Genomic DNA, 22178 nt, shown 5'->3' with positions numbered 1-22178 from the left:
TCACACGAGTCCGCCCCGGAGGCCGCCGGCGCCGGGATCTCCTGGTTCGGCTCGTCGCCGGCCGTCGCGGTGCCGCGCAAATTGCGCTGACCTTCCGCGTGCCGTAACTTCTGAACCGGTGCCGCGATTCTTTCACGGGTCGCGGACTGCCGCCGCGTCGCCGACCGGTGTGCCGCCGGAATGCCGGGAGCCAGAATGTCCGCTGTTGAGCTGCTCGTCTACGCCGATCGACTGGGCGGCACCGTCCCCGAGTTGCAGGCCGTGCTCGACGGGCCGCTGCGCGCGTTCTCGAGCGTGCACGTGCTCCCGTTCTACATTCCCTTCGACGGCGCGGATGCCGGGTTCGACCCCGTAGACCACGCGTCGGTCGACCCTCGCCTCGGCACCTGGGACGAGATGCGGTCGCTCGCCCGCACCCGCGGACTCACCGCGGACCTCATCGTCAACCACGTGTCGTCCTCCTCGGCGGAATTCGTCGACTGGCTGGCCCGTGGCGACGCCTCGGAATTCGCCGGGATGTTCCTCACCTTCGACACCGTGTTCCCGAACGGCGGCACTGAGCGGGAGATCACCGCGTTCTACCGTCCCCGCCCCGGCCTGCCATTCACGGCCTACCAGGGTGCCGACGGCAGCCGCCACCTCGTCTGGACGACCTTCATGCCCACCCAGGTGGACCTGGACGTGAACCACCCGGCTGCGCTCAGTTACCTGCGGCGGGTGCTCCGCGCCCTCGCCGATGGGGGCGTCAGCACCGTGCGGCTCGACGCGGTCGGCTACGCCGTCAAGACCCCCGGCACCGACAGTTTCATGACGCCGGAGACTCTCGAGTTCACCAAGGTCGTCGTCGCCCTGGCCCACCAGGCCCAGGTCGACGTGCTGGTCGAGGTGCACGCGCACTACAGCCAGCAGCTCGCGATCGCCCCGCTCGTGGATTGGGTCTACGACTTCGCGCTCGCCCCGCTTCTGCTGCACTCCCTCGGCACCGGCACCGTCGACCGCCTCGCGCGCTGGTTCGAGATCCGGCCGGAGAACGCCATCACCGTGCTCGACACCCACGACGGCATCGGAATCATCGACGCCGGCCCGAACGGGGACCGTCCCGGGTTGATCAGCCAGGACGAGATGGCCGCCATCTTCGCCCGCGCCGCCGTGGCCACGCACGGCCACTCCTCGATCGCCTCGGTGGTGCCGGAGTGGTTCACCCTCCCGCACCAGATCAACGCGACCTTCTTCAGCACGCTCGCCGGCGAGACGGTGCCCTACCTCCTCGCCCGCGCCGTGCAGCACTTCCTTCCCGGCCGCCCGCAGGTCTACTACGTCGGCCTGCTCGGCGGACTCGACGACACCAGCCTCTTCGCCGAGACCGGGAACGGCCGCGACGTGAACCGGCACCGTTACCCGGCCGACGAGGTCAGCCAGGCCCTGGGCACCGAGGTCACCCAGGCCCAGCTCGGGCTCGCCCGGCTGCGCACCGGGCATCCGGCGTTCGACGGCGAATTCAGCTGGGCGACCCCCGGCGAGGACCAACTGCGGCTGCTCTGGTCGAACGGGGACGCCCGCGCGGAACTGACCGTGCGCACCACGCTCGGTGCGCCGAGCTTCCGGATCGAGCTGGCGGATGCCAGCGGCAAACAGGTGATCGACACCCCCGCCGGCCTCGCCGGCTGGGAACGAATCGGCCTGTGACCTGAGCATTCCCCGCTTTCGGGTGTCCTCATTCCTGCCGACAGCGGGATCGGCGCGGCCGCGCTACGTTGGCCGCATCGACCTGGGTTTGATCCATCGAAGACGGTCGCGGGGGAAGGCAATTCCATGAAGAGAGTCTCGTACTGCGGAAGATCGTTCCTCACCACCGACGGCGCAGCGGACGCGCTGCTGCAACTGGCGGTGGCCCTGCCGGTCTGCAACAGCTCCGAGCTCCTGGAGCTGCCGGCGCTCACCGACGACGGCCACACCATGCTGGTGCAACTGGTCGTCGGCCCGACCAGTGAATTCCTCAGCGTGCCGGAGAAGACCCGGGCCAAGGATCCGGACACCGCCGACGCCGTCGCCTACCTGCGCGAGCGCACCCGGGTGCTGACCACCCGCGCCGAACCGGCCTACGCATACGCCTATGCCGACGCCGGTACACAGTCCAATAACGGCTGGGACGACCTGTACGGGCTCTGAACCGGGCGATAGCTGGTTGACTGAGGAGGTGCAGACACCTCGAACCCGCTGTTACCGTGATGGCCTCCTCGTCGGTGAGGACTTCTCGCTCGCCGACGTCTCCGAGCACCTCGAGGCAGCCGACTCGGTGGTGTGGGTCGACCTTGACGATCCGGGCGAGGACGAGCTCGCCCTCCTCGCAGAGGAGCTGGGGCTGCACGAACTCGCGGTCGAAGACGCGCTCAGCCTCGGCCAGCGACCCAAGCTCGACCGCTATCCCGACCACCTCTTCCTCTCCGCCTACTCAGCCGCCCTCGACCCGGCCACCTCGCGGGTGACCACGCACGAGATCGCAGCGTTCATCACCGACCGCGCCCTCGTGACCGTGCACCGGAACGGCCGTTTCGGCGTGGACGAGGTCGTCGCCCGGTGGGACTCCTCCCCCGACCTCGCGAAGAACGGGGTCGCGTTCCTGGTGCACGGGCTGCTCGACTACCTCGTCGACGGCTATTTCGAGGCGGTCGAGGCCCTCGACGACGAGATCGAGGAGCTGGAGAGCCAGCTCTTCGTTCCCACCGCCGACCAGGAGCAGGTGCAGCGGCGTTCCTTCGAGCTCCGCAAGAGCCTGGTCACCCTGCGCCGGGTGATCCTGCCGATGCGCGAGGTCGTCAACACGCTGCTCCGCCGCGACCTGCACCTGCTCGGTGACGAGATGGGGCCGTACTTCCAGGACGTCTACGACCATGTGCTGCGGGCGATGGAATGGACCGAGAGCCTGCGGGACCTGGCCACCAGCATCCTCGAGGCCAATCTCGCGATCCAGGGGAACCGGCTCAACGTGATCACGAAGAAGGTGACCGGGTATGCGGCCATCATCGCCGTGCCGACGGCGATCACCGGGTTCTACGGCCAGAACGTGCCCTACCCGGGGTTCAGCCAGGAGTTCGGCTACTACAGTTCGCTCGGCCTGATCGTGGGGCTGTCGGCGCTGCTCTACGTGCTGTTCAAGCGCAACGACTGGATCTGAGTCAGGGCACCCAGTAGCCGGTCTTGCCGAGCAGCTGTGTCTCCCGGTCGGCGTCCGGCGGCACGTCGACCTCAGGCCCGAAGACGCCCATCTCCCGCCAGCCGGGGATCTGCGGCCCGATCTGCTTCCACAGGTTCTCGACCAGGGGCGCGGGCATCGCGAAGCCCAGCCCGATCAGCTTCGCGATCGACCAGGCCTGGAAGGCACGGTAGATGCTCACGTGCTGCAGGTACTCGGCGAGGGGGAAGTCGCCGTAGCTCAGGTGCACGGTCTTCTCCGGGTCGAGCTCGGCGGTGACACTCGCGGTGGCGAGGTCGTTGAGCCGGTCGTAGGCTCCGATCGGGTCGTCGCCGAGCAGGTCGCCGGCGTAGTCGTCGCCGACCTCGGCGATGGTGCGTCCGGCCAGCACGGCGGGCAGCCAGGCCTCGTCGCGGGCGTGGTCCGCGAGGATGTCGCGCAGGGCGGGGTTGGGCGTGCGGGACCAGTCGCCGGGCGCCGGGAGGTGCAGTTGCGCGGGGGTGATCCGGTCGATGACGGAGCGCAACGCGGCATCCGACTGGAGGAAGAGCTCTCTCTGTTTCATCCCGGCACGCTAGCACCTCGCTTCGCCGGGCGGAACAGCGTCAGGCAGACCCGGCCTCCCGAGGGCTAGGGCTGTTTCGCCGGGCGGCCCCGGCGGTGGGCGTCCCGGATCCGGCGACCGGCCTCGACGGCCTTCCGTTCCTTCGCGGCCGCCTTGTCGCTGGTGCGGGTGTCCCGCGGGGGCAGCTGGATGGTCTCTTCGGCGGCGATTCCGGCCTGAAGCTCGCGGCCCCGTTCGAGTTCAGCGTCGAATTCCGCCCCGAACAGCAGCCCAAGGTTGGCCAGCCAGAGCCAGAGCAGGAACACCACGATGCCGGCCAGGGACCCGTAGGTCTTCGCATAGTCCGCGAAGGTGGTCAGGTAGAACCCGAACGCGGCGGACGCCGCAACGATCACGAGCAGGGCCAGCACCGCGCCGAGGCTCAGCCAGCGGAACCGGGGCTGCCGGGCGTTAGGGGTGGCGTAATAGAGGATGGCGATCAACAGCACGACGGCGGCCGCGAGGAGCGGCCATTTGAGAACGGACCAGACCACCCGGGCGGTCTCGCCGATGCCGAGGGCGTTGCCGACGGCGTCCGTCACCGGGCCGGAGAGCACGAGAACGATCGCGGCCACGAGGATGAGCAGGATGGCGGTCACGGTCACGAGCAGCTGCACCGGCTTGAGCTTCCAGAACGGCCGGCCCTCGTCGACCTCGTAGATGCGGTTCATCGCCCGGCCGAACGCGCCCACGTAACCGGATGCCGACCAGACCGCCACCGCGATGCCCGCCACGAGCGCGAACCCGGCCGCCGGCGACGTGCTGAACTGCTCGATCGGGCCGCGGATCACCTGAAGCGCCTCCGCGGGGGCGACGGAGCCGAGGATCGACAGCAGGGTGTCGGCCGACCGTTTGCCCTGGCCGACGACGCCGAGCAGGGACACGAGCGCGATCAGGGCCGGGAACAGCGACAGCACCGCGTAGTAGGTCAGCGCGGCGGCAAGGTCGGTGCACTGGTCCCTGCCGAACTCGCTCACCGTTCGGCGCAGCGCGTAGAGCCAGGCCCGTTTCGAGACGTCGGCCGGGGAGGCCGGCTTGCGCGGGTCGTCGGGGGCAGGAGCGGCAAGCTCCGGCCCAGGTGAGGATGCTGCGGTGCGACGATGGCGTCTGCCCGGCAGTTTCATGGGTTCTCCAGCGTGCTTCGGTCGATTCGCAAGGGTGTTAGTCAGGAGAGTGGGGGCCGCAGTTCGCCCGTTCGATGGCGGCCCCCGGTCGTTCGGCGACTCGGTGTGCGAGCGCCTGGTCTCAGCTGCCGGGCCCGGCAGGGTCGTTCGGCGCGGTCGTGAAGCCGACGAGCTTGTGCGTGCCGTCGCAGAACGGTTTGATCATGGATACCCCGCAGCGGCAGAGCGCCACGGTGCGCCGAGTGCGGGGAACGGGGCCGCCGGGGGCCATGATCTCGACGTCTCCGCGCACGAGCAGCGGCCCGTCGGGGCAGGCCGTGATCGTCACGGGAGGATGCGACGCCGCGGGGGTCACGAGGCCACCGCAGTCCCGGCCAGGGGCCGCCCGGTCGACTCGGGAAGCGGGCTTCGGAGCGAACTGCGCCCGGACTGCCAGCTCGCCAGCAGGCGCTCGGCGACCCAGCCGTCCATGGCCAGGCAGGCGGCGGCGCCGAACATGATGTCGGGGAGCGTGAGCGGGTCGTCCTCGGCGAGCGCCCCGGCAAGGTCACGGGCGGCGATCTGCTCGTGCACGGCATCCGCTTCGATGTGCTCGTCGAAGTAGCGGGTGATCGTCTCGCTGAAGCCCAGGCGGCGGAAGCCGTCACCGTAGAGCCGGCTCGGGATCGCCGAGGTCATCTCGAAGGCGGCGAGGTGGCCGACGATGGCGCCGCGCAGGCGCCGGTTGAGCCCGAACAGGCTCATCATGTTGAACGAGGCGAGCACGAGTGCCGGAACCTGGTCGACGTAACCGCCGAAGCGGGTGTCGAGGCCCAGCCCGTGCATGGTGTCGGCGAACAGGCTCGAGTGCATGCGTTCAGGGCGTCCGCCGCCGTACTCGTCGGCCTGGATCTCGATCAGGGCCGCCTTGGCGCGCCCGGTCAGCCGTGGGATGGCCCACGAGTGCGGGTCGGCTTCTTTGAGAGTGTAGATCGACCGGTGCACGATGAACTCGACCGCCTGTTCCGCGGTCGCCTTCCGGGCCAGGTACCGGGACAGGCTGGGACCCTGGTCGTCGATGGTCAGCGAGTAGAGGGCCCGGGCGACGGCGTCCTGGCTCGAGGCCGGCAGCGGGGGTTGGGGCACGGTCGCCCGCAGGGTGCTTTCGAGGGCCTGTTCGATGGCCACCCGGGCGACGATGGTCGTGGGGTGCCATTCCCACGCCGCGTCCGACTGCACGACATCGCCGTAGTGCAGGCCGTAGAGCAGGAAAAGGGAGAGTTGGAGATCGTCGTCGTTGACGATGTCGGTGCACCGCGCGAGCGCTTCTGCAGTGGCAACGATGAACCCGCCGAGGCTGGAGCCGGAGTCGTTCGCGGGCAGCGAGAGCGCGGTCAGGAGCTGGGAGCTGAGTGGTCCCCGCGCCTGGAACGGCGCGATCGGGAAGGAGAGCTGCATGAGGTCACGGTCCTGGGTGAGGTTGTGTTGAATGGGGTCGGGACGCCCGAGAACGGGTTCGGGCCGAGCGCGATCCCCGGAAGGGATGGGATGCGTGCAGCAGGCCTGGTGGCCCGCCGCACGCTCCCGAACCGTCATTTCTTGAAGACGTCCTTGATGTTCTCGCCGGCCTTCTTCGCGCTGGCTGAGGCCTGCTCGCCCTTGCCCTCCGCGACTTTGGAGTCGTCGTTGGTTGCCTTGCCGACGGCCTCGGTGACCCTCCCCTTGAGGTCCTCTGCGGCGTTGCTGGCCTTGTCGGATGCGCTCATGCTGGTCTCACTTTCGTTCGGTGTTTCGTGGGGGGAAGCTCGGCGCGGGTGCGCCAGGCGAAAGTCAGTGGTTGTGGATGCGTGTCCGGAGCGCTACTGTCGCTCGTCCCGGCGAGGAGCTCGTCAAAAGTCTCCGTCGGCTCAGCCCGCGATGCCGGAAGGTGACTCATGACCGGTCCACCGAACGTTCGGAGCGCTCCGGGACGTCCTCGTCGTCGGCGTCCGGCAGGTGCAGGTCGGCGAAGGTCACGTTGACCTCGGTCACCTGGAACCCCACCAGCCCTTCGACTGCCGCGATCACCGCGGCGCGGACATCGGCGGCCACCTGCGGGAGCGGCACCGGATAGGCGGCGACGAGCGAGATGTCAACGCCCACCCGGTCGTCCTCGATGCGGACGGTGACGCCCACGCTCTCCTCACCGGCTATGGCTTCACGAATGGCCCCGAGGGCCCGCTGTCCTCCCGTGCCGAGCGCATGCACTCCCGCGACGTCGCGGGCGGCAACGTCGATGACCTTGACCACCACACTGTCGTCGATGATGGTGCGGCCTGGTCGTGTCGCCGACGCGGGCTCGGCCGCCGAAGCGCCGGCCGGCGGCGAAGTGGTACTGCTCAGATTCATAGGAGACTTCAATCGTTGTGGCCCACAGTCGTGCGAGACCAGGGCCTGGGTTCGATTCGTTCATTCACGTCTAAGACGCAAGCCGTGGCATATTTGTCACAGGGTTCTGCGAAAATCTCGGGATACGAAGTGACTGCAGGAGAGAGGTGGCAATGCCGGCGACGCTGAGAGACCAGGTCCCCTCCGCACTCGACACGGCCTCCGATCTGACCCTGGCCGACCGCGCGGCTGACGGGGACGTGCGGGCGTTCGAGGTGATCGTGCGCCGATACGGACCGCTCATGCGGGTGTACGCCTCACGGGTGCTGGGGTCGAACGACGAAATGGACGACGTCGTGCAGGAGTCGTTCATCACGGCCTGGCAGCAGCTCTCCACCCTCGAAGACGGCGGCGCCGTCAAGAGCTGGCTGATGCGCATCGTGAGCCGAAAAAGCATCGACCGGTTGCGGGCGAGACGCCATCACGCCAACATCGATCTCACCGAACCAACCGCACCCGAGCACCAGTCTCCGCATAGACTGGCCGAAGCGGAGTCTCAGACCGAAGCACTCTCACGCGTTCTGGCCGAACTGCCGGAGGACCAGCGACGGTGCTGGACGCTCCGAGAACTCGCCGATTACAGCTACGGTGAGATCGCCGAAGAGTTGGAGCTGCCGGTTTCAACTGTTCGTGGCCTGCTCGCTCGAGCACGCAAAACTCTGCTCCGGGAAATGGAGGAATGGCGATGACCTCACCAGACGAGCCGTTCCTGACCTTCGACCTGGACACCGCCGACCGTGAGGCGGCCCACCTGGCCGGCCACACGATCGAGGAGCTGAGTGACTACCTCGACCGGGATCGTGCCCCCGCTGATCCGTCCATCGACGATTCGCCGGAGTGCCAGATCGCCCTGCGCAGTTTGCAACGCCTCCACGGCGTGCAGCGTTCCCTGCTCTCCAGCGACGTCGAGCGCGAGTCGGCCCGCAGCGACAGCTGGGTCAGGTCGATCCTGCAGAACATCAACCTGGAGGCCCGCTCGGGCCGCGACATCCCCATCGAGCATTCGTCACCGACCGCGAAGCTCGTGGTCACCGAGGGCGCGGTCCGGGGAATCCTGCGGGCGACGGGCGACGAGACCCCGAACATCATCGTCGGCCGCTGTCGCCTCGACGGTGACGTGACCGTGCCGGGCACCCCGATCACGATCCAGATCGACGCCGCCGTGTACCAGGGCGAGCCCATCCCGGCCAAGGCCCAGGCCCTGCGCCAGGCCCTCTACGCGGCCCTCGGCCAGCACACGGACCTGACCATCGCCGCGATCGACATCACCATCCGCGACCTGTACCTCAGGCCGGCCACTCCCCCGAGCGAAACCGAGCAGCGATGAGCGACGTTCTCCCCCAGGCCGACCGTCTCGACGAGGCCGTGCTCGCCGTGCCCGGAGTCGACACCCTGTTCCCGGCCGCTCCGCTCATCGCCACCGCGATCACGACCGCAGTGGATGCCCTCACCCGCCGCGCGCCGTCGGCCAACTCGGTCCTGGTCGCCCACGAGACGGCCGGCCTCTCCGTGGCCGTGAAGATCGGCGTCACCGACGGCTACCCGGCGACCGAGGTCTGCCGCCGGGTGCACGACGCTATCGTGGAACACCTGCGCGAGTATGAGGAGCAGGAGATCGCGGAGGTCGCGGTGACGGTGGCCCGGATCGGCTGAGCGGACCTTTCGTCGGCAGGAACGCGGAGCCGCGCGGTGGCCACGTGTGCCTTGCGCGAGCCAAGGGTTGCCTGTGGCGCCCGTCGAGATCGGCGTCCGGGGTGGTGGTTCCGAGTCTCGGCGGGTTAACCCGTCGACGTCACTCGCCCTGGCTGGGCACTCATTCGGCGGTGTTGTCGGCTACTGCTGGCAGGTCTGCCTGCTCCATATTTTCGATGTGAGTCAGGGACGGGTACGGACCTACTTCGGTTTCGCCCTCTACTGACATATCTCCAACCGGGCTGTCCGCGTCCGGCTCTCCTGGCTTCGCAGACTGAGACGCCCCGCTTTCGCCAGATGCCGGTGTCGCTGTCTCTTCGTTCATGGTGGACCTCCGCACGTCGATTCGCGAACGTTTCGCTGCTGGTGAGAATATGCCTGTGGTCAGCGTACGGTCAGTGCCCGGTTCAGCGGTGTCACGTGCTTCGGCGACCCGACATCGAACGCACCAGGAATGCAATCACCGCGATCACCAGGAGGATCACACCGACCCACAATAGGAAATTCAACGACTGGACAAAACCGCCCGTCAGCAAGAGGACGACCGCGATGATGGCCACGACGATGAGCAGCATGTTCATGGTGTTCCTTTCCATTGTTCCCGGAATTCCCCGGACAACCGGGGACGTTCGCTATTTCTTAAACACGTCTTTCACATGTTCGCCGGCCTGCTTCAGACTCGCCTTGGCCTGATCGGTCTTGCCTTCAGTCTCGAGCGACTTGTCCCCCGCGATCTTGCCTGCGCTCTCCTTGAGCTTTCCCGCGGCCTTTTCAGCCGCGTTCCTGATCTTGTCGGCCTCACTCATTGTTCCCACCTCACGTCGGTCGAAGATAGTGAGGCTGCGCCGGCTGATCGCATCTTCAGCATTCCGGACCAGCCTCTTTCCAATGACGATACTCTCGCGCCAGGGCCGCAACAATGAGCTGGACACATGCACCGCTTTCGTGACTCACTCCGTGCTGAGGATCCCGCCACCGGCGGCGCTCCTGCCAGGCGACTGCGAGCAACAGCTTGAACGGATGGCATCGGTGACCACGGCGGATAGCTCTCCTGTGCGAGCGAGCATGGCGCGTTGCCTGCCTTCCCCGGTTCCCCTCCGCGTAATGGCGGCCAGCCCGGATCGCACGCAGGCGAGGTCACCGGAATCGGCCAGGGCGGCGCTGACGTAGCTGAGAAGTGCTTCGATAACCTCCGGCGCCGGTTGCGGCCGGTTGTCCACGGGGTGCAGGAGATCACCGTTCATTCCAGACCGGCTGGCCCGCCAGAGGGCCAGGCGAAGCAACGCGGCCGGGACCGGGCGCGGTGGGATGCCGCGCCTCCATTCTCTTACGGCCGTCTCCACCAGCGCACGGACCAGCCCCGCGATGAGGACGGCATCCTCGGCGTACCAGCAGACATCGCTCACGCGGACCTCTACAGTGGGGTACTTCCGGGACAGCCGGGCGTCAAAGTAGACCATCCCTTCGTCCAGCAGAACGCCGGACGCGATATACCCGGCGATCAAGGCGTGGTAACCGGCAGCCGAGCCGAACAGCTTAACCGGCCCAGCGGTCGGCCACCGGCCCCAAGCCTGCGTCCGGTAGCTGGCGTACCCCGTGTCATCACCGTTCCAGTACGGCGAATTCGCGCTCAGGGCGGCCAGCGCCGGAAACCAGATGCGGATCCGGTCCAGTACCGCTACACCTTCCTCGTCCGAATCGACGGAAACGTGCACGTGCAGCCCGCAGGTCAACTGGTCCCTGGCCGTGACGCCGAAGCTGTCCATGATGGCCGCATACCGAGGAACAGGAGTCGTGTGAGGGGCCGTCGCCACCGGGGACGTGGCCAGGGCGGCGACCCGGGCCCCTACGGCCCGCGCAGCGGCGTCGGCCGTGTCGCGCCCCCGGAGAATTTCCTCGAACAGGCCATCAAGGCTTGAGCACGGGCTGGTCTGAACCTCTATCTGCTCCTGTTTGAATTCAAGCGCGAGGACGGCGCCGCCGACCGCCGACAAGACACCAGCCGCGGTCCTGCTGGAGGCCAGGAGCTCGCTGGCCAGAGGCAGCGGCCGACCGTCGGCAGGGTCGACGATGAGCAGTTCCTCCTCGACCCCGAACGTGCGCATGCCGTCATTGTGGACCAGCGACAGCCATTCTGTGCGAACGCTCGCGCCCGGACCGCGCCCAGGAATCGAAGGAGGACCACTCCAGCGCTACTATGACGGGAAACACACCCGCGGGGCAGATGAGCGACGAGAGTCGGAATTGGCAGGCGCAAAATGAGCAGGCGCGGAATAGGCAGTCGCGGAATAGGTCTGATCGGGATCGTGTATCTGGTGATCGGGGTAGTGGTCGCTGCTACCCAGGGCTATTTGGTGGCATGGAATGTTCCCGGCAACATTCTGGAGGGTCTGGCGGCGGTTGTGCTGTGGCCTCTCGTTGCCCTCTTCGGGGTCGATCTGCACAACTTGATCGCGTAGGTAACCGGCACATAACTGCACGGGCCGGAAGCCCCTGGCCCGGATGAGGGTCAGGCGGGCCCGAAGCGATCTCGATGGTTGCCGGGGGTGGTGTTGAGGCGACGCCGGAACGCTCGATTCATGGTTTCAGGGGTTCCGAATCCGCATGCTCGCGCGATCTCCCCCACTGCCAGCCCGGTCGTCTCGAGGAGGCTGCACGCTGCCTCCATCCGCACCGCTTCCCCCCGGTCAGCACGCGTCTTCCTCTGCGTTCAGGTCGCGGCCCCGGGCTTCGGGCGCGAAGTAGCCGCTGACCAAGCTGATTGCGGCGTAGGCCATGATGATTGCGGCCACGGGAACCCAGCTGGGCCCGTGGCGACAACGACGGCCGCCGCGATGATCGGCCCCAATCCGCCCGACAGCACGGATCCCACTTCCTTCACGGTGGTCATGAACGTGTACCGGTGCTTCAAACTGAAGAGTTCAACAAGCCAGAGACCGTCCATCCCACCAGGAAACTCTTGACCAGGTAGACCGAGCCGTTCTCGCCGGGCTTGATTCCGAGCGCGACGAGGAGGGGAGAACATCCCGGCCAGGGCGCAGGCCCTGCGCCAGGCCCTCTACGCGGCCCTCGGCCAGCACACGGACCTGACCATCGCCGCGATCGACATCACCATCCGCGACCTGTACCTCAGGCCGGCCACTCCCCCGAGCGAATCCGAGCAGCGATGAGCGACGTTCTCCCCCAGGCCGACCGTCTCGACGAGGCCGTGCTCGCCGTGCCCGGAGTCGACACCCTGTTCCCGGCCGCTCCGCTCATCGCCACCGCGATCACGACCGAAGTGGATGCCCTCACCCGCCGCGCGCCGTCGGCCAACTCGGTCCTGGTCGCCCACGAGACGACCGGCCTCTCCGTGGCCGTGAAGATCGGCGTCACCGACGGCTACGCGGCGACGGTGGCCCGGATCGGCTGAGCGGAGCCGGCCGTGCCTCAGGGGCCCGATCCTGCGTTTCCGGGTGACGACCACGGTTTCGAAGCTCTCGTCACCTCGGGGCGAGCACGCCGTACAACAGCACGTCGACATGTGAGCGCAGGGTCGCCGTCAGCGTCCGGGGGTCCCCGCGACCGATGTTGACGCGGATCAGCTCCATGTGCAGCGTGGAGAAGGTGGTTCGCGCCGCACCTGTGAGGTCAACCCCCGGCCTGACCCGGTGCGTGCTGGTGAACCTCTCCAGGATGTCCCCGATCGCGTTCTCGAGTTCGGAGATCCGGGCGAGCGCCTCGGTGCGGTACTGCCCCTGCTCGGTGCCGAAGAGGATCTCCCGCTGATACACGGCGGTGTTCTCCGGGCAGGCCGGCGGCAGGTGGATCTGGGGTGCCAGCAGTGCCATGATCGCCTCGGTCGGTGACGTGCCGGACGCGGCGGCGGCGATACCCTCGCGGGTGTCGAGCCGCATCTTCTCGTTCATGATCATCATCAGCAGTTCCGCCTTGGAGTCGGCGTAGCGGAACAGCGTGCCCGTTCCGACGTCCGCCCGGTCCGCGATCATCTGCGTGGTCACGGCCGAGTAGCCCAGCCTCGTGAACAGCTCTTCGGCAGCCGCAAAGATCCGTTCCTGCTTGTCGGCCTTGTTGCGCGCACGCCGGCCGACGGTGGCCAGCATCTGCGGGGCCTGCGTAGGTGTCACGAGTGGCAATCCTTCCGAACGGGGTGGCGAGGCTCGTGTTCGAACGCTTTCGACCCGACTTGCACCAAATCTAACATACGGACTACGCTCCGAAATGAGCAGAGTCCGAATGTGTAGCGAGAGCTGATGGAGAGGCACGACCATGACAATCGACCCGAAACAGGCGCACCTGTGGATCGTCGGCGGCGGAATCGCCGGTATGGCGGCCGCCGCCTTCGCCATCCGCGACGCCGGGGTGCCCGGCGGGAACATCCACATCCTCGAGGAGCTGGGGCACGTCGGCGGTGCCATGGATGCCGTGGATTCCCCCGCCATGCCCGGCGCCATGGTGACGCGCGGGGCCCGGATGTTCTGCGAAGAGGTGTACCAGACCACCTGGGATCTCTTCTCGCAGATCCCCTCACTCGAGAACCCGGACGTCACCGTCCGGGAGGAGATCCTGGACTGGAACGACAAGCACGAGACCCATGGCAAGGCACGGCTGGCTGATGCGCGACACCGCATCCTGAACGCCGGCGACTACGGCCTGACCCCGCGCGACCGGCTGGAGATAACGCGCATGCTCGCCCTGAGCGAGAAGGCCCTCGGCGCCCGCCGCATCGAAGACCTCTTCAGTGCGCATTTCTTGCAGACCAACTTCTGGCACATGTGGCGCACCACGTTCGCGTTCCAAAAGTGGAACTCCGCTGCCGAGCTGCGCCGCTACTTCTTGCGCTTCATCCAGGAGTTTGACAACCTCGACACACTCTCCGGGGTGCGGCGAACGAAGTACAACCAGAACGACTCGATGATCGTGCCGCTCCAACGTTGGCTGGTGGCCCAGGGCGTCGACGTCCGCTTCGGCACGCGCGTCACCGATGTCGATTTCACCCACTCCCCCCAGCGCCGCCGCGCGACGCGCCTGCACGTGGAGGACTCGACCGGAAGCTCGACGATCAACCTCGACCGGAACGACCTCGCCTTTCTCACCATCGGATCCATCGTCGCCGACACCACCTACGGCGGCAACGACACCGTGCCCGCACTGATCCGGGACCGCGTGGACGGCAGCTGGTCCCTGTGGGAGGAACTGGCCAGGAAGGAGCCCGACTTCGGCCGCCCCAACACTTTCTGCGGCAACGTCGACGAGAGCAAATGGGAGTCGTTCACGCTCACGATGCACAGCGACACTCTGATCAAGCGCTGGGTCGAGTACACCGGCAACGAGCTGGGCACCGGCGCCATGACGACGTTGATCGAATCGGGCTGGTATCTGTCGGCGGTCGTGGTGGGCCAGCCCCATTTCGCGAATCAGCCCGATGGCACCTACACGATGTGGGGCTGGGGGCTGGAGATCGACAACGAGGGCGACTACATCAAGAAGAAGATGTCGCAGGCGACCGGCACCGAGATCCTCACCGAGCTCATCCACCAGCTCGGCTTCGAGGACATCCTCGACGAGGTGCTCGCCACGACCGACGTCACAACCTCGATGATGCCGTACGCCTCCGCACTGTTCGCCCGGCGCGTTCCCGGGGACCGCCCCAAGGTCATCCCCGACGGAGCGCAGAACTTCGCGTTCCTCGGTCAGTTCACCGAGCTTCCCGGCGACGTGGTGTTCACCGTGGAGTACTCGATCCACGGGGCCATGCACGCGGTGTACGAGCTTCTCAGGGTCGACCGGGAGATCCCGCCGATCTTCCGTGGCCTCCGCGACCCGAAGGTCCTCGTCAAGGCGCTCCGGGCCGCCTACTGAAAAGCACGCCACGCGTGCGACCGGCTCGACATGACACGCCTGCTGGCGATGAGCGAGAAGATCCTCGGCACTCGCCGCGTCGACGTGCGTTTCGGCACGAGCGTCACCACTGTCGACTTCGCGGGCGCAGATCGGCCACGGCGAGCCATCCACCAGGGTGGATGACTAACTACGCTTCGGCATCGGCCGCGAAGTGATCCAAATGGCGGTGAGGGCGGTGCCGAGTCCGGTCATCAGGGCGGCGGCGTTGACAGAGCCGGAGATAATGCCGATCGTCGCAGCGTAGGTGACGAGGCGCACCAGCCCGACGACGATGAGGATCGTTCCGGCCGCAAGCAGGAGCGCGGGCATCCGTAGTGCACAGCCGAGCGCGGCGAGGGCACCGAGCATGACCAGGACGAGTGCTTGCACAAGGTTGACCGAGACGAACTGCAGCGGCGTGTAGTGCAGCAGCGAGAACAGCGAGCTGAGCGCGGTGAAACCGGCGACGATCAGGCCCCGGGTGCGCCAGATTGCTGAGGTGGAAGCAGTACTACCGGTAGGAGTGCCGGCGCTCATGAGAGGGCCATCGCAATCCGACCCGGCCGACCCGAGGCGAGCGACCACCGGGGTCTCAGCAGTCCATCGACGCCGGCGATCCTTCCGGCGGCGGTTGCCAGAATGACGAATTGCGCCGCGAACATCAGGTAGTAGCTCCACTGCCACTCCCCGGGGGTGTTCAGCACCGAGAGGGTGATGGCGATGGTCTGCAGGATGCCGATGGCCGCCCAGAAGCGTGTCAGGAATCCCACGAGCAGGAACGCGCCGAGGCAGAATTCTGCGATCAGCACACCCCAGCCGAAGAGAGCGAAGTTGGGGAAGATGACATTCTGCACCAGCCAGCTGAACGCTCCGAGCACCGGATTCTGCACCGCATCCGCGGTGTACTGGTAGAGGCCATTCTGGGCAGCTTGCCCGAAGTCGGGCGGGCGCTTCCAGTTCACATTCTGTAGCCACATCAACCCCACTGCGATCCGCACGGCGGCAAGCACCGCGCGAGTGAGACGCCCGGTCTCGATCTGGTTGATCTGGGTCGGCGCGATGGCGCGGGTAGTGGTCATGGCGCTCTCCTTTCGTTTCAAGCGCAGGCGAACATCGAGGTGGTCGCCGTTGCCGATGACCACTGTTGGGTGAAGAGTTCGCTCACCCGGTCGAGCGCGGGGGCAAGGGGCAGTATCTGGCGACTCACGAGCGCGTTTTCGTCAAGGGCGGCGACGGGATGCCAGTAGATACCGTCCGCCGTCACGGTCACCTCGGGGATCAAAGATTCGCGCGTGAACGCGACCCCCTCTTCGGCGACGCCCTGATGCGCGATGGGGCGGATGACCTGGTCGGCTCGCGGGATTCCGAGCCCGTCGAATAGCGCGTGCAGCTCATCGAGGGCCGGGTCGTCGTGCGCTGAGATCGTCGCCGCGACCCGCACGGTGAAACCTTCGTCGAGTGCGACCCGAATGCCGGCAAGGGCCCGTTCCCAGCTCCCGGCGCCGCGGTGCGAGTCGTGGACCTCTGCTGTGGGTGAGTCCACACTGATTTGGAGCGCGAAACCTTGACGAGGCATCGCCTGTAGTTTGCGCAGCCCGTGGCCGCGGAACAGCATGCCGTTGGTCAGCAGTGTGGTCGGCAGCCGGTCGGCGCAGGCCCGCACGATGACGTCGATGTCCGGCAGCAGGAACGGCTCGCCGCCCGTGAGATACAGCTCGCGCACGCCCCAGTCGGCGGCCTCGGTGACGAGTGCCTGAATGGTGTCGATGCCGAGCAATCGCGGATCGGTCTTCGGCGACGAGGCGACGCAGCAATAGTCGCAGGCCAGGTTGCAGTGGAAGTTCGTGTAGAGCCAGAGCCTCGCCCCGGGCATCCGGTCGGCGGGGATCATGCTGCCGGGGTTGCGCGGCCGTCCTCGGCCCACGGTCACGTGGCCGGTGTCCTGTTCGGCCATCAGGGTGCTGACGAGGGTGTTGCCCGTTTTCTCGCACCATCGGCGCACGAGTTCCAGTTCGCTCGCCGAGGCCACCGCAAACTCTGCCGTGTCGCCTTCGGCCATTTGCTCGACGGTGCGCATCAGCGCCATGACTACCATCGGGCGTCCACGCCCTGCTCCTTGATCGCCGCAAACAGTCCGTTGTAGCCCTCGAGGTGTGGTTCGACCCATCGGGTCAGACCCTCCAGTTCGAGGATGCGCCGGTGTGCCGGAACCTCCCAGTCCATGGCGAGCAGCTTCGACACCCACGGTGCATAGACCGACTCGGGCAGGGTGTCGAGCGCGGTGAACATGCAGTGCGAGTAGGTTTCGGTCTGCCAGACCGGCTCCAGCATGCCCGGCATGAGGTCGCCGCGGCCGATGTTCTCCCACACCGTGATACCGATCGCAGCGACATCAGCATCACCGGCGAGCACCGCATCGATCGCGTCCAGCTCGCTGCGACCGGTGTCACCGTGCTTGCCGATGTCACTGTTGAAGCGCTGAATGTGCAGGTGATCGACATCCACGCCGGCTTCACGCAGATAGTGCAGCGGCAGAATTGCGGCATGCGCTGAGTCCGCCGACCCGAGGACCAGGCGCCGGGTCGCGATGTCGCCGGGGCCGGACCAGCCGCTTCCCGCCGCCGCGACGAACACCGTTGAAAATGTGGCGTCCGTGTCGCGCATTGCGAGTGGCCGCACGTGCCCGTCGGTCTGAAGAACGGCCCGCGCATACGCAAGATTCGTGTTCCAGGCGATGTCGATCATCCCCGCCTGCAGTGCGTCGACCAAGCGGCCATAGTTCGAGAACAGCACGAAATCCATCGCCGTTTCCGGTTCGTCGAAATATTCGCGGATGCCTTCCCAGATGGGAACGACGTTGGGGGTGTAGGCGACTGCCCCGATGAGCAGGGGGGCTCCGACGAGTTTCGACATCCGGAGCTCAGAACAGCGGAAGGCCGGTGACAGCCTTCCCGTAGAAGTCGTAAAGCACGTCGGCGGTCGGCGCCATGACCGACCCCGCGCGCGCATCCCGGAACGCCCGCTCGATAGCTAGGTGTTTTGAGAACGCCGCTCCGCCGCACACCCGCATCGCCGATTCGGTGATCGTCAGCGCGGCATCGTTCGTGGAGGCCTTCACTCCGAGCACGAAGAGCGGAGTGTCCTCGGCCGGGCTCGCCACTTTGGCGGCCGCCTGTGCAAGATACGACTTCTGCGCCGTCAATGCGATGCTCATCTTCGCGATCTGTGCCCGGATCGTCGGTAAAGCAGACAGCGCCTGGTCGAGGTGCTCCAGCCGGGCACCGGTCACGTGCGCGACAGCCGCATCAACGGCTGCGGTGGAGAGCCCGAGCGACACCGCCGAATTGCCCAGGTTGAACCACGGCAGCACGGTGGCCATCATTGTGCCGAACCCGCTGCCCGGCTCCCCGATACGATAACTGGACGGAATGGTGACCGCTACTGCCATCGGGCTCGACGCATTGCCGCGCAGCCCCAGCCCGCTCCACGGACCGGCGATGTCCAGGCCCTCGATCCCCGCCGGGATCGCGTACAGGTCCACCGTCTCCGGGTCGACCGCACTCTTCGACGACATCACGTACACGTCGGCATAGCCGGCCGAGGTCACCCAGCTTTTGTAGGCCGTGAAGCGAACGTCGTTCCCGTCCGCTACCGACTCCGACACAGGAGCCCAAAAGTGCGATCGCGACCCCTTCTCACTGAACGCGAGGGTGCCGAGCACCTCGCCGGAAGCCATCCGGGAAAGGAGATCCGGCATCGCGGCCGGCGGGGCGGATGCCACGGTAACCGCGGCCGCGACATGCATCAGGTAGATCATCGCGGTAGAGCCGCACGCCGCCGCGATTGCGCTCAGCACCTCCGTGAACTCGACCGGCCCGGCCCCCATGCCGCCACCGTCCTCGCTGATCACCAGGCCGAGCAGCCCGCTCGACCGGAGGGCCGCGACTGAATCAACGGGGTAGAGGCCATCGGAATCGACCTGTTGGGCGTGAGCGGCCGCTACCGCCGTTACCTGCGCTACAGCTTCTTCGAGGGTCGACTGCGTCATGGTCATCCGGTCTCCTGGCATAGTTGCTCAAGTTTCTCGACACCGCTGTCGCGGGACCGACCACCCCAGTATCCCCCACAGGAGTGTCAGGGCGGCAAGGAATTCCTTACAGGTGTCTGACACCGGTCGACAGGCGCACCGCTGACTGGCCCGACGCCCCAGCTCTCCGGCGTGTGGGGTCGAGAACTCGGAGTACACGACGTTGAGCATCCCGTCGAGAATGTCGTCTGTGTTCCGGACGTGGTTGTAGAGCGACATCGTCCGCCGAAATCTTTCTCGTCATCACCTTACATCGTATGGTACCGTCTAGCTATTCACCCTTACACCGTATGGTCACCTCCCAATTCGAGACAGGACACACCATGATCAACGCACGCAGAATCGCCCGCAGGATCGGCACGCTCATGCTCGCCGCTTTCCTCTTCTATGGCATCGGCAGCTCCCTCGCGACGACCGCCTCCCCCGGCGCACTCCTCACCACGGGCGTAGCGATGATGCTGCTCAACTCGGTGGCCGTCGGCGCGATCGCCCTGCTCGTCGGAGTCTCCGGCGCCAACTTCCTCGCGTACAACATCGCGATGGCCGGACTCGGTATCGGAAGCCTGTTCTTCTGCGTCGCGCTCTACCGCTCTAGCCTCGTGCCGCGGTTTCTCGCGGTCTGGGGATTCGTCGGTTACGCGTCGTTCGCGGCCGGCTGCTTTCTCGAGCTCGCCGGAGTCGCCGGCGCCGGCCTCGTCTCCACCGTTCCCGGTGGCCTGTTCGAGATCTTCTTCGCCATCTGGCTCATCGCGCGCGGCTTAGGCTCGACCGCGGCCATCACGGTCACGGCTCGCGCATGACCACCCCTGGACGATCGACCGCACGTCGAACGCCGCGTGGGACACTCACGCGGTGAAATGGATGGCCACCGAAGTGAGGCCCGGCCGGGGACACGATCGGTCGACACAGGTGGAAAAGTTGTGACCGCACCTACGTTTGGAGTGGGGGGAGTAAATAATGAAAAGCATCGCTTCACTTGCAACCATGATCCTGGCAGTAGCCACGGCGCTGGGTTTCACCGGATGCGCAGGTGCCGTGGGCGGAGCTCCGATTGGCACCCAATCGGAGCCTCGGTCAACGTCGGCTATGCCGACCACCACGGTGCCCAGGTCGGCCCCGCCGACTAGGGTGTCCCTGGAGCGACTGCACGAGGAATACGTTGCATCAGGATTGCCTTGTGACTGGGTTGTCACAGACAACGTCATGCTCGGAACAATCGCATCCGGACGTTGCACTGACACCGAGAATGGCATCAATACTTTTGCCGCTCAGGCAGACGTCGACGCTCTACTCAAACTCAACAGCGAGAGTATCGAGCCTGGTCTCTTCCTCGTCGGGGCCATGTGGGTTGTCGGTAGCGAACATCCTGAGGACCTCATCAAAGCCCAAGCGAAAATGGGCGGAGACTTGTGGCCAACGGACTCAGCCTCCTTCGCGGGCAAGTAGCGCAGGACTTCCAGCAGCACCACGGAAGCATGGCAGCCAGCCGGAGCACCAACTTCTGTTACCGCTGTGTTACCACTGCCCGCGCCTGAGCAAGAAAAAACCCCTGCTGCTCGGCCGAATAATCCTTCGGGCGTCTTGCAGCCCGACAGACGCGGGATGCCGCCACGGATCTTGTGGCGTGCGATCGAACGAAATGATCACTTGTTGGGCAACGCTTGTTGAGACGGAGTTAGCACTTCAACCCCTGGGCCTCTGCAACCTACATTCGGGGAGTCCGCCTGAACCTGGGGCAGTTATCGACGCGCGCCACCAAGGGACTTGTTGGCGCGCATCAACTGCGGCACGACGAGGTAGACGGCGACTGGTACGACAACAATGGATAGGACGAAGGCGCGGAGAACTGGATTCCAGTCGGACGCAAACGGTGCGATGACGAAGAACCCTAAAGTGACGAGAGGGAAGATTGCAATCCAGGTGATCACTGCCCGGACGTAGACGGACGGGGAGCCTGCTGGCGCATTGTTGATGACCTGGGCGCTGGTGTCACGACGTTGGGCCACCCCCAGGGTCTGGGTGGCCACGGCGTCAAACCAGGAGTAGCTGTGAGCCAGCATGTCCTGAGGCAGAACGCCCTCCGGTCAGGCTGCGGCCTTCAAAGAATGCCCATTCCTAGTCGACGTGATGTCATTCAATGTCCTTGCGAAATGCTCGCCAAACGACGTTGCTGTTTCAATATCTCCCTGAGTGAACGAATCGGCGGGGGCCCGATGGTCTATCTGAGCCATCGCCCCCGTCCACGATCCAAGCCTGTCGGCTCCCTGGTTCGCGACGGCATCGATGCCGCTCTTCGGGATGAGCGGGTTGCCAACCCAGAGCATCCCGTGCTGCATCGAAAAGACAACCATCGAGAGAAGGGTGGATTGTTTGTCTCCGGAGGGCAACGACGACACTGTGAATCCGGCCGCGAGCTTGCCTCTTAGCTCTTGTTCACGAAAGATCGGCGAAGTAGAGTCCATGAACGATTTGAAGGGCCCGGAGACTCCGCCGAAGTAGGTAGGAGAACCCCAGATAAGACCATCGAAAGTGGATAGTTCGATGGGCGAGGTGACAAGGTCATCCGCCTTCAAAAGCGTGACCTCTACCCCTGCGACATTTCGAGCTCCTTCGACGACGCGCTGCGCGAAGAACTCGGTATGTCCATGGCCGCTGTGGTAGACGACCGCCATCTGCTTCTTCGACTGGAAAATTGACATGGTGTTGTTCCTGTTCTTTTTGGTATTGATGCTGGTGTTGGATTGGGCAAGGTCGTCTACGTGTTCGTCCCTGCGGACGCAGCGTCGAGGTCCTTCTGTAGCAGCCAGCCGTTGATGCCGATGGCACTTGCACTGCCGGCGCCACCGGCAAGGGTCACGTCAAGTCCGCCGTCTTTGCGACGACCGATCGCTGTCACCGTCGAGGCCTCGATTGAGCCGCCATAGACGGCGACCTCTTGGCGGCCCGCGGCCAGAAACTCCGTCGGCGGCATGCCGTCGCGGGAGACGAAGCCGTGCATATGTGCGGCCGGCGCGTTGCGCGGCTGGCCGCATCAATCAGCAGCACATCCGCACGGGCTCTCCCCAGCACTAACCCGGCGCCCAAGCCAGCAGCTCCGGCGCCGATGATCATTGCGTCGTGTTGTGTCTTCAGGAACCTTGTCATCGTGTCTACCTCCTGAAGAGAGAGTGCCACGCCTGACGGTGAGAT

General features: G+C 66.1%; 31 protein-coding genes. 12 read left to right on the top strand and 19 right to left on the bottom strand.

Features of this window, described 5'->3' with window-relative positions:
* The first annotated feature begins 195 nt into the window (after window positions 1–195).
* From gtfA to E3O48_RS03030, 3 genes are all read left to right on the top strand, one after another.
* Complete coding sequence (gene gtfA / locus E3O48_RS03040) at window positions 196–1686, top strand: sucrose phosphorylase (protein ID WP_134537272.1); 1491 nt, start codon at window positions 196–198, stop codon at window positions 1684–1686.
* Window positions 1687–1812: 126 nt separating this feature from the next.
* A complete protein-coding gene (locus E3O48_RS03035) occupies window positions 1813–2169 on the top strand; it encodes a hypothetical protein (RefSeq protein ID WP_134537271.1) in 357 nt (118 codons plus the stop codon).
* 28 nt (window positions 2170–2197) lie between these two features.
* Window positions 2198–3175 carry a magnesium transporter CorA family protein gene (locus E3O48_RS03030; protein ID WP_241982376.1) on the top strand — a complete coding sequence of 326 codons (978 nt, stop codon included), beginning with the start codon at window positions 2198–2200 and terminating at the stop codon, window positions 3173–3175.
* A gap of 1 nt (window position 3176) precedes the next feature.
* On the opposite strand, the gene E3O48_RS03025 is transcribed toward E3O48_RS03030, so the two are convergent.
* The 6 genes from E3O48_RS03025 to E3O48_RS03000 form a co-directional block, all read right to left on the bottom strand.
* A complete protein-coding gene (locus E3O48_RS03025) occupies window positions 3177–3758 on the bottom strand; it encodes a hypothetical protein (protein WP_134537269.1) in 582 nt (193 codons plus the stop codon).
* Window positions 3759–3823: 65 nt separating this feature from the next.
* The gene (locus tag E3O48_RS03020; protein WP_134537268.1) at window positions 3824–4921 is read right to left on the bottom strand and encodes a YihY/virulence factor BrkB family protein; all 1098 of its coding nucleotides are present in this window, start codon (window positions 4919–4921) and stop codon (window positions 3824–3826) included.
* A 121-nt stretch (window positions 4922–5042) separates the two neighbouring features.
* Window positions 5043–5249, bottom strand: a complete 207-nt coding sequence (locus E3O48_RS03015) for a CDGSH iron-sulfur domain-containing protein (RefSeq protein ID WP_338145170.1) — start codon at window positions 5247–5249, stop codon at window positions 5043–5045.
* 23 nt (window positions 5250–5272) lie between these two features.
* On the bottom strand, window positions 5273–6358 hold the full coding sequence (locus E3O48_RS03010) for an iron-containing redox enzyme family protein (protein WP_134537266.1): 1086 nt from the start codon (window positions 6356–6358) through the stop codon (window positions 5273–5275).
* Between the two features lie 134 nt (window positions 6359–6492).
* The gene (locus tag E3O48_RS03005) at window positions 6493–6666 is read right to left on the bottom strand and encodes a CsbD family protein (protein ID WP_134537265.1); all 174 of its coding nucleotides are present in this window, start codon (window positions 6664–6666) and stop codon (window positions 6493–6495) included.
* A 166-nt stretch (window positions 6667–6832) separates the two neighbouring features.
* The gene (locus E3O48_RS03000; protein WP_134537264.1) at window positions 6833–7288 is read right to left on the bottom strand and encodes an Asp23/Gls24 family envelope stress response protein; all 456 of its coding nucleotides are present in this window, start codon (window positions 7286–7288) and stop codon (window positions 6833–6835) included.
* 152 nt (window positions 7289–7440) lie between these two features.
* Here E3O48_RS03000 and E3O48_RS02995 point away from each other — a divergent pair, with 152 nt between their 5' ends.
* Genes E3O48_RS02995 through E3O48_RS02985 form a run of 3 tightly spaced genes read left to right on the top strand, consistent with a single transcriptional unit; the run spans window position 7441 to window position 8980 of the window.
* The gene (locus tag E3O48_RS02995; protein WP_134537263.1) at window positions 7441–8016 is read left to right on the top strand and encodes an RNA polymerase sigma factor; all 576 of its coding nucleotides are present in this window, start codon (window positions 7441–7443) and stop codon (window positions 8014–8016) included.
* Entirely contained in the window at window positions 8013–8654 is a 642-nt protein-coding gene (locus tag E3O48_RS02990) for a hypothetical protein (RefSeq protein ID WP_241982375.1), read from the top strand. The genes E3O48_RS02995 and E3O48_RS02990 overlap by 4 nt, the downstream gene beginning before the upstream one ends.
* Window positions 8651–8980 carry a hypothetical protein gene (locus tag E3O48_RS02985; protein WP_134537262.1) on the top strand — a complete coding sequence of 110 codons (330 nt, stop codon included), beginning with the start codon at window positions 8651–8653 and terminating at the stop codon, window positions 8978–8980. The genes E3O48_RS02990 and E3O48_RS02985 overlap by 4 nt, the downstream gene beginning before the upstream one ends.
* A gap of 455 nt (window positions 8981–9435) precedes the next feature.
* Here the strand turns inward: E3O48_RS02985 and E3O48_RS17515 are convergent, their stop codons facing one another.
* From E3O48_RS17515 to E3O48_RS02975, 3 genes are all read right to left on the bottom strand, one after another.
* On the bottom strand, window positions 9436–9600 hold the full coding sequence (locus tag E3O48_RS17515) for a DUF2207 domain-containing protein (protein WP_166788596.1): 165 nt from the start codon (window positions 9598–9600) through the stop codon (window positions 9436–9438).
* Window positions 9601–9651: 51 nt separating this feature from the next.
* A complete protein-coding gene (locus E3O48_RS02980) occupies window positions 9652–9825 on the bottom strand; it encodes a CsbD family protein (RefSeq protein ID WP_134403289.1) in 174 nt (57 codons plus the stop codon).
* Window positions 9826–9969: 144 nt separating this feature from the next.
* The gene (locus E3O48_RS02975; protein WP_134537261.1) at window positions 9970–11124 is read right to left on the bottom strand and encodes a glutamate--cysteine ligase; all 1155 of its coding nucleotides are present in this window, start codon (window positions 11122–11124) and stop codon (window positions 9970–9972) included.
* Between the two features lie 201 nt (window positions 11125–11325).
* Between E3O48_RS02975 and E3O48_RS17510 the strand changes: the two genes are divergently transcribed.
* Window positions 11326–11478, top strand: a complete 153-nt coding sequence (locus tag E3O48_RS17510; RefSeq protein ID WP_166788595.1) for a hypothetical protein — start codon at window positions 11326–11328, stop codon at window positions 11476–11478.
* A gap of 50 nt (window positions 11479–11528) precedes the next feature.
* On the opposite strand, the gene E3O48_RS18275 is transcribed toward E3O48_RS17510, so the two are convergent.
* Entirely contained in the window at window positions 11529–11687 is a 159-nt protein-coding gene (locus tag E3O48_RS18275) for a helix-turn-helix domain-containing protein (protein WP_134537260.1), read from the bottom strand.
* A gap of 498 nt (window positions 11688–12185) precedes the next feature.
* On the opposite strand from E3O48_RS18275, the gene E3O48_RS02960 reads away from it, so the two are divergent.
* Window positions 12186–12431, top strand: a complete 246-nt coding sequence (locus tag E3O48_RS02960; RefSeq protein WP_134537259.1) for a hypothetical protein — start codon at window positions 12186–12188, stop codon at window positions 12429–12431.
* A gap of 70 nt (window positions 12432–12501) precedes the next feature.
* Here the strand turns inward: E3O48_RS02960 and E3O48_RS02955 are convergent, their stop codons facing one another.
* Window positions 12502–13146, bottom strand: a complete 645-nt coding sequence (locus tag E3O48_RS02955) for a TetR/AcrR family transcriptional regulator (RefSeq protein ID WP_198413018.1) — start codon at window positions 13144–13146, stop codon at window positions 12502–12504.
* Window positions 13147–13288: 142 nt separating this feature from the next.
* Here E3O48_RS02955 and E3O48_RS02950 point away from each other — a divergent pair, with 142 nt between their 5' ends.
* Both E3O48_RS02950 and E3O48_RS18160 read left to right on the top strand, forming a co-directional pair.
* Complete coding sequence (locus E3O48_RS02950) at window positions 13289–14881, top strand: oleate hydratase (RefSeq protein ID WP_134537258.1); 1593 nt, start codon at window positions 13289–13291, stop codon at window positions 14879–14881.
* Window positions 14882–14911: 30 nt separating this feature from the next.
* Window positions 14912–15046, top strand: a complete 135-nt coding sequence (locus tag E3O48_RS18160; protein ID WP_255453691.1) for a hypothetical protein — start codon at window positions 14912–14914, stop codon at window positions 15044–15046.
* Here E3O48_RS18160 and E3O48_RS02945 read toward each other — a convergent pair whose 3' ends face one another.
* Genes E3O48_RS02945 through E3O48_RS02925 form a run of 5 tightly spaced genes read right to left on the bottom strand, consistent with a single transcriptional unit; the run spans window position 15047 to window position 18956 of the window.
* Entirely contained in the window at window positions 15047–15439 is a 393-nt protein-coding gene (locus tag E3O48_RS02945; RefSeq protein ID WP_134537257.1) for a hypothetical protein, read from the bottom strand.
* Window positions 15436–15981, bottom strand: a complete 546-nt coding sequence (locus tag E3O48_RS02940) for a DoxX family protein (RefSeq protein WP_134537256.1) — start codon at window positions 15979–15981, stop codon at window positions 15436–15438. The genes E3O48_RS02945 and E3O48_RS02940 overlap by 4 nt, the downstream gene beginning before the upstream one ends.
* Window positions 15982–15998: 17 nt before the next feature.
* A complete protein-coding gene (locus tag E3O48_RS02935; RefSeq protein ID WP_134537255.1) occupies window positions 15999–16997 on the bottom strand; it encodes a radical SAM protein in 999 nt (332 codons plus the stop codon).
* Window positions 16991–17815 carry a phosphate/phosphite/phosphonate ABC transporter substrate-binding protein gene (locus tag E3O48_RS02930; RefSeq protein ID WP_134537254.1) on the bottom strand — a complete coding sequence of 275 codons (825 nt, stop codon included), beginning with the start codon at window positions 17813–17815 and terminating at the stop codon, window positions 16991–16993. The genes E3O48_RS02935 and E3O48_RS02930 overlap by 7 nt, the downstream gene beginning before the upstream one ends.
* Before the next feature lie 7 nt (window positions 17816–17822).
* On the bottom strand, window positions 17823–18956 hold the full coding sequence (locus tag E3O48_RS02925) for an acyl-CoA dehydrogenase family protein (RefSeq protein ID WP_198413017.1): 1134 nt from the start codon (window positions 18954–18956) through the stop codon (window positions 17823–17825).
* Between the two features lie 356 nt (window positions 18957–19312).
* Between E3O48_RS02925 and E3O48_RS02920 the strand changes: the two genes are divergently transcribed.
* Both E3O48_RS02920 and E3O48_RS17860 read left to right on the top strand, forming a co-directional pair.
* Window positions 19313–19789 (top strand): DUF4386 family protein, encoded by a 477-nt coding sequence (locus E3O48_RS02920; RefSeq protein ID WP_166788594.1) that lies wholly within the window; start codon window positions 19313–19315, stop codon window positions 19787–19789.
* 286 nt (window positions 19790–20075) lie between these two features.
* Window positions 20076–20435 (top strand): hypothetical protein, encoded by a 360-nt coding sequence (locus tag E3O48_RS17860; protein ID WP_206751281.1) that lies wholly within the window; start codon window positions 20076–20078, stop codon window positions 20433–20435.
* 293 nt (window positions 20436–20728) lie between these two features.
* Here the strand turns inward: E3O48_RS17860 and E3O48_RS02915 are convergent, their stop codons facing one another.
* Genes E3O48_RS02915 through E3O48_RS17755 form a run of 3 tightly spaced genes read right to left on the bottom strand, consistent with a single transcriptional unit; the run spans window position 20729 to window position 21987 of the window.
* The gene (locus E3O48_RS02915) at window positions 20729–21016 is read right to left on the bottom strand and encodes a hypothetical protein (protein ID WP_134537252.1); all 288 of its coding nucleotides are present in this window, start codon (window positions 21014–21016) and stop codon (window positions 20729–20731) included.
* A 57-nt stretch (window positions 21017–21073) separates the two neighbouring features.
* Window positions 21074–21688 carry a flavodoxin family protein gene (locus tag E3O48_RS02910; protein WP_134537251.1) on the bottom strand — a complete coding sequence of 205 codons (615 nt, stop codon included), beginning with the start codon at window positions 21686–21688 and terminating at the stop codon, window positions 21074–21076.
* Between the two features lie 56 nt (window positions 21689–21744).
* Entirely contained in the window at window positions 21745–21987 is a 243-nt protein-coding gene (locus E3O48_RS17755; RefSeq protein ID WP_174774740.1) for a hypothetical protein, read from the bottom strand.
* Between the last annotated feature and the right edge of the window lie 191 nt (window positions 21988–22178).

The sequence above is a fragment of the Cryobacterium sp. HLT2-28 genome, assembly GCF_004402495.1.
GTDB classification, from domain to species: domain Bacteria; phylum Actinomycetota; class Actinomycetes; order Actinomycetales; family Microbacteriaceae; genus Cryobacterium; species Cryobacterium mannosilyticum.
This window is presented reverse-complemented; position numbering and strand designations above follow the sequence as displayed.

Coding starts and splice junctions, on each gene's coding strand:
- E3O48_RS17860 (WP_206751281.1), top strand. CDS start 20,076: ATGCCGACCACCACGGTGCCCAGGTCGGCCCCGCCGACTAGGGTGTCC.
- E3O48_RS02950 (WP_134537258.1), top strand. CDS start 13,289: ATGACAATCGACCCGAAACAGGCGCACCTGTGGATCGTCGGCGGCGGA.
- E3O48_RS02920 (WP_166788594.1), top strand. CDS start 19,313: ATGATCAACGCACGCAGAATCGCCCGCAGGATCGGCACGCTCATGCTC.
- E3O48_RS18160 (WP_255453691.1), top strand. CDS start 14,912: ATGACACGCCTGCTGGCGATGAGCGAGAAGATCCTCGGCACTCGCCGC.
- E3O48_RS03025 (WP_134537269.1), bottom strand. CDS start 3,758: ATGAAACAGAGAGAGCTCTTCCTCCAGTCGGATGCCGCGTTGCGCTCC.
- E3O48_RS02985 (WP_134537262.1), top strand. CDS start 8,651: ATGAGCGACGTTCTCCCCCAGGCCGACCGTCTCGACGAGGCCGTGCTC.
- gtfA (WP_134537272.1), top strand. CDS start 196: ATGTCCGCTGTTGAGCTGCTCGTCTACGCCGATCGACTGGGCGGCACC.
- E3O48_RS02935 (WP_134537255.1), bottom strand. CDS start 16,997: ATGGTAGTCATGGCGCTGATGCGCACCGTCGAGCAAATGGCCGAAGGC.
- E3O48_RS02945 (WP_134537257.1), bottom strand. CDS start 15,439: ATGAGCGCCGGCACTCCTACCGGTAGTACTGCTTCCACCTCAGCAATC.
- E3O48_RS02910 (WP_134537251.1), bottom strand. CDS start 21,688: ATGTCAATTTTCCAGTCGAAGAAGCAGATGGCGGTCGTCTACCACAGC.
- E3O48_RS03035 (WP_134537271.1), top strand. CDS start 1,813: ATGAAGAGAGTCTCGTACTGCGGAAGATCGTTCCTCACCACCGACGGC.
- E3O48_RS18275 (WP_134537260.1), bottom strand. CDS start 11,687: ATGGAGGCAGCGTGCAGCCTCCTCGAGACGACCGGGCTGGCAGTGGGG.
- E3O48_RS02995 (WP_134537263.1), top strand. CDS start 7,441: ATGCCGGCGACGCTGAGAGACCAGGTCCCCTCCGCACTCGACACGGCC.
- E3O48_RS03010 (WP_134537266.1), bottom strand. CDS start 6,358: ATGCAGCTCTCCTTCCCGATCGCGCCGTTCCAGGCGCGGGGACCACTC.
- E3O48_RS17515 (WP_166788596.1), bottom strand. CDS start 9,600: ATGAACATGCTGCTCATCGTCGTGGCCATCATCGCGGTCGTCCTCTTG.
- E3O48_RS02980 (WP_134403289.1), bottom strand. CDS start 9,825: ATGAGTGAGGCCGACAAGATCAGGAACGCGGCTGAAAAGGCCGCGGGA.
- E3O48_RS02975 (WP_134537261.1), bottom strand. CDS start 11,124: ATGCGCACGTTCGGGGTCGAGGAGGAACTGCTCATCGTCGACCCTGCC.
- E3O48_RS02960 (WP_134537259.1), top strand. CDS start 12,186: ATGAGCGACGTTCTCCCCCAGGCCGACCGTCTCGACGAGGCCGTGCTC.
- E3O48_RS03005 (WP_134537265.1), bottom strand. CDS start 6,666: ATGAGCGCATCCGACAAGGCCAGCAACGCCGCAGAGGACCTCAAGGGG.
- E3O48_RS03020 (WP_134537268.1), bottom strand. CDS start 4,921: ATGAAACTGCCGGGCAGACGCCATCGTCGCACCGCAGCATCCTCACCT.
- E3O48_RS03000 (WP_134537264.1), bottom strand. CDS start 7,288: ATGAATCTGAGCAGTACCACTTCGCCGCCGGCCGGCGCTTCGGCGGCC.
- E3O48_RS02925 (WP_198413017.1), bottom strand. CDS start 18,956: ATGACCATGACGCAGTCGACCCTCGAAGAAGCTGTAGCGCAGGTAACG.
- E3O48_RS02930 (WP_134537254.1), bottom strand. CDS start 17,815: ATGTCGAAACTCGTCGGAGCCCCCCTGCTCATCGGGGCAGTCGCCTAC.
- E3O48_RS02990 (WP_241982375.1), top strand. CDS start 8,013: ATGACCTCACCAGACGAGCCGTTCCTGACCTTCGACCTGGACACCGCC.
- E3O48_RS17755 (WP_174774740.1), bottom strand. CDS start 21,987: ATGCACGGCTTCGTCTCCCGCGACGGCATGCCGCCGACGGAGTTTCTG.
- E3O48_RS02940 (WP_134537256.1), bottom strand. CDS start 15,981: ATGACCACTACCCGCGCCATCGCGCCGACCCAGATCAACCAGATCGAG.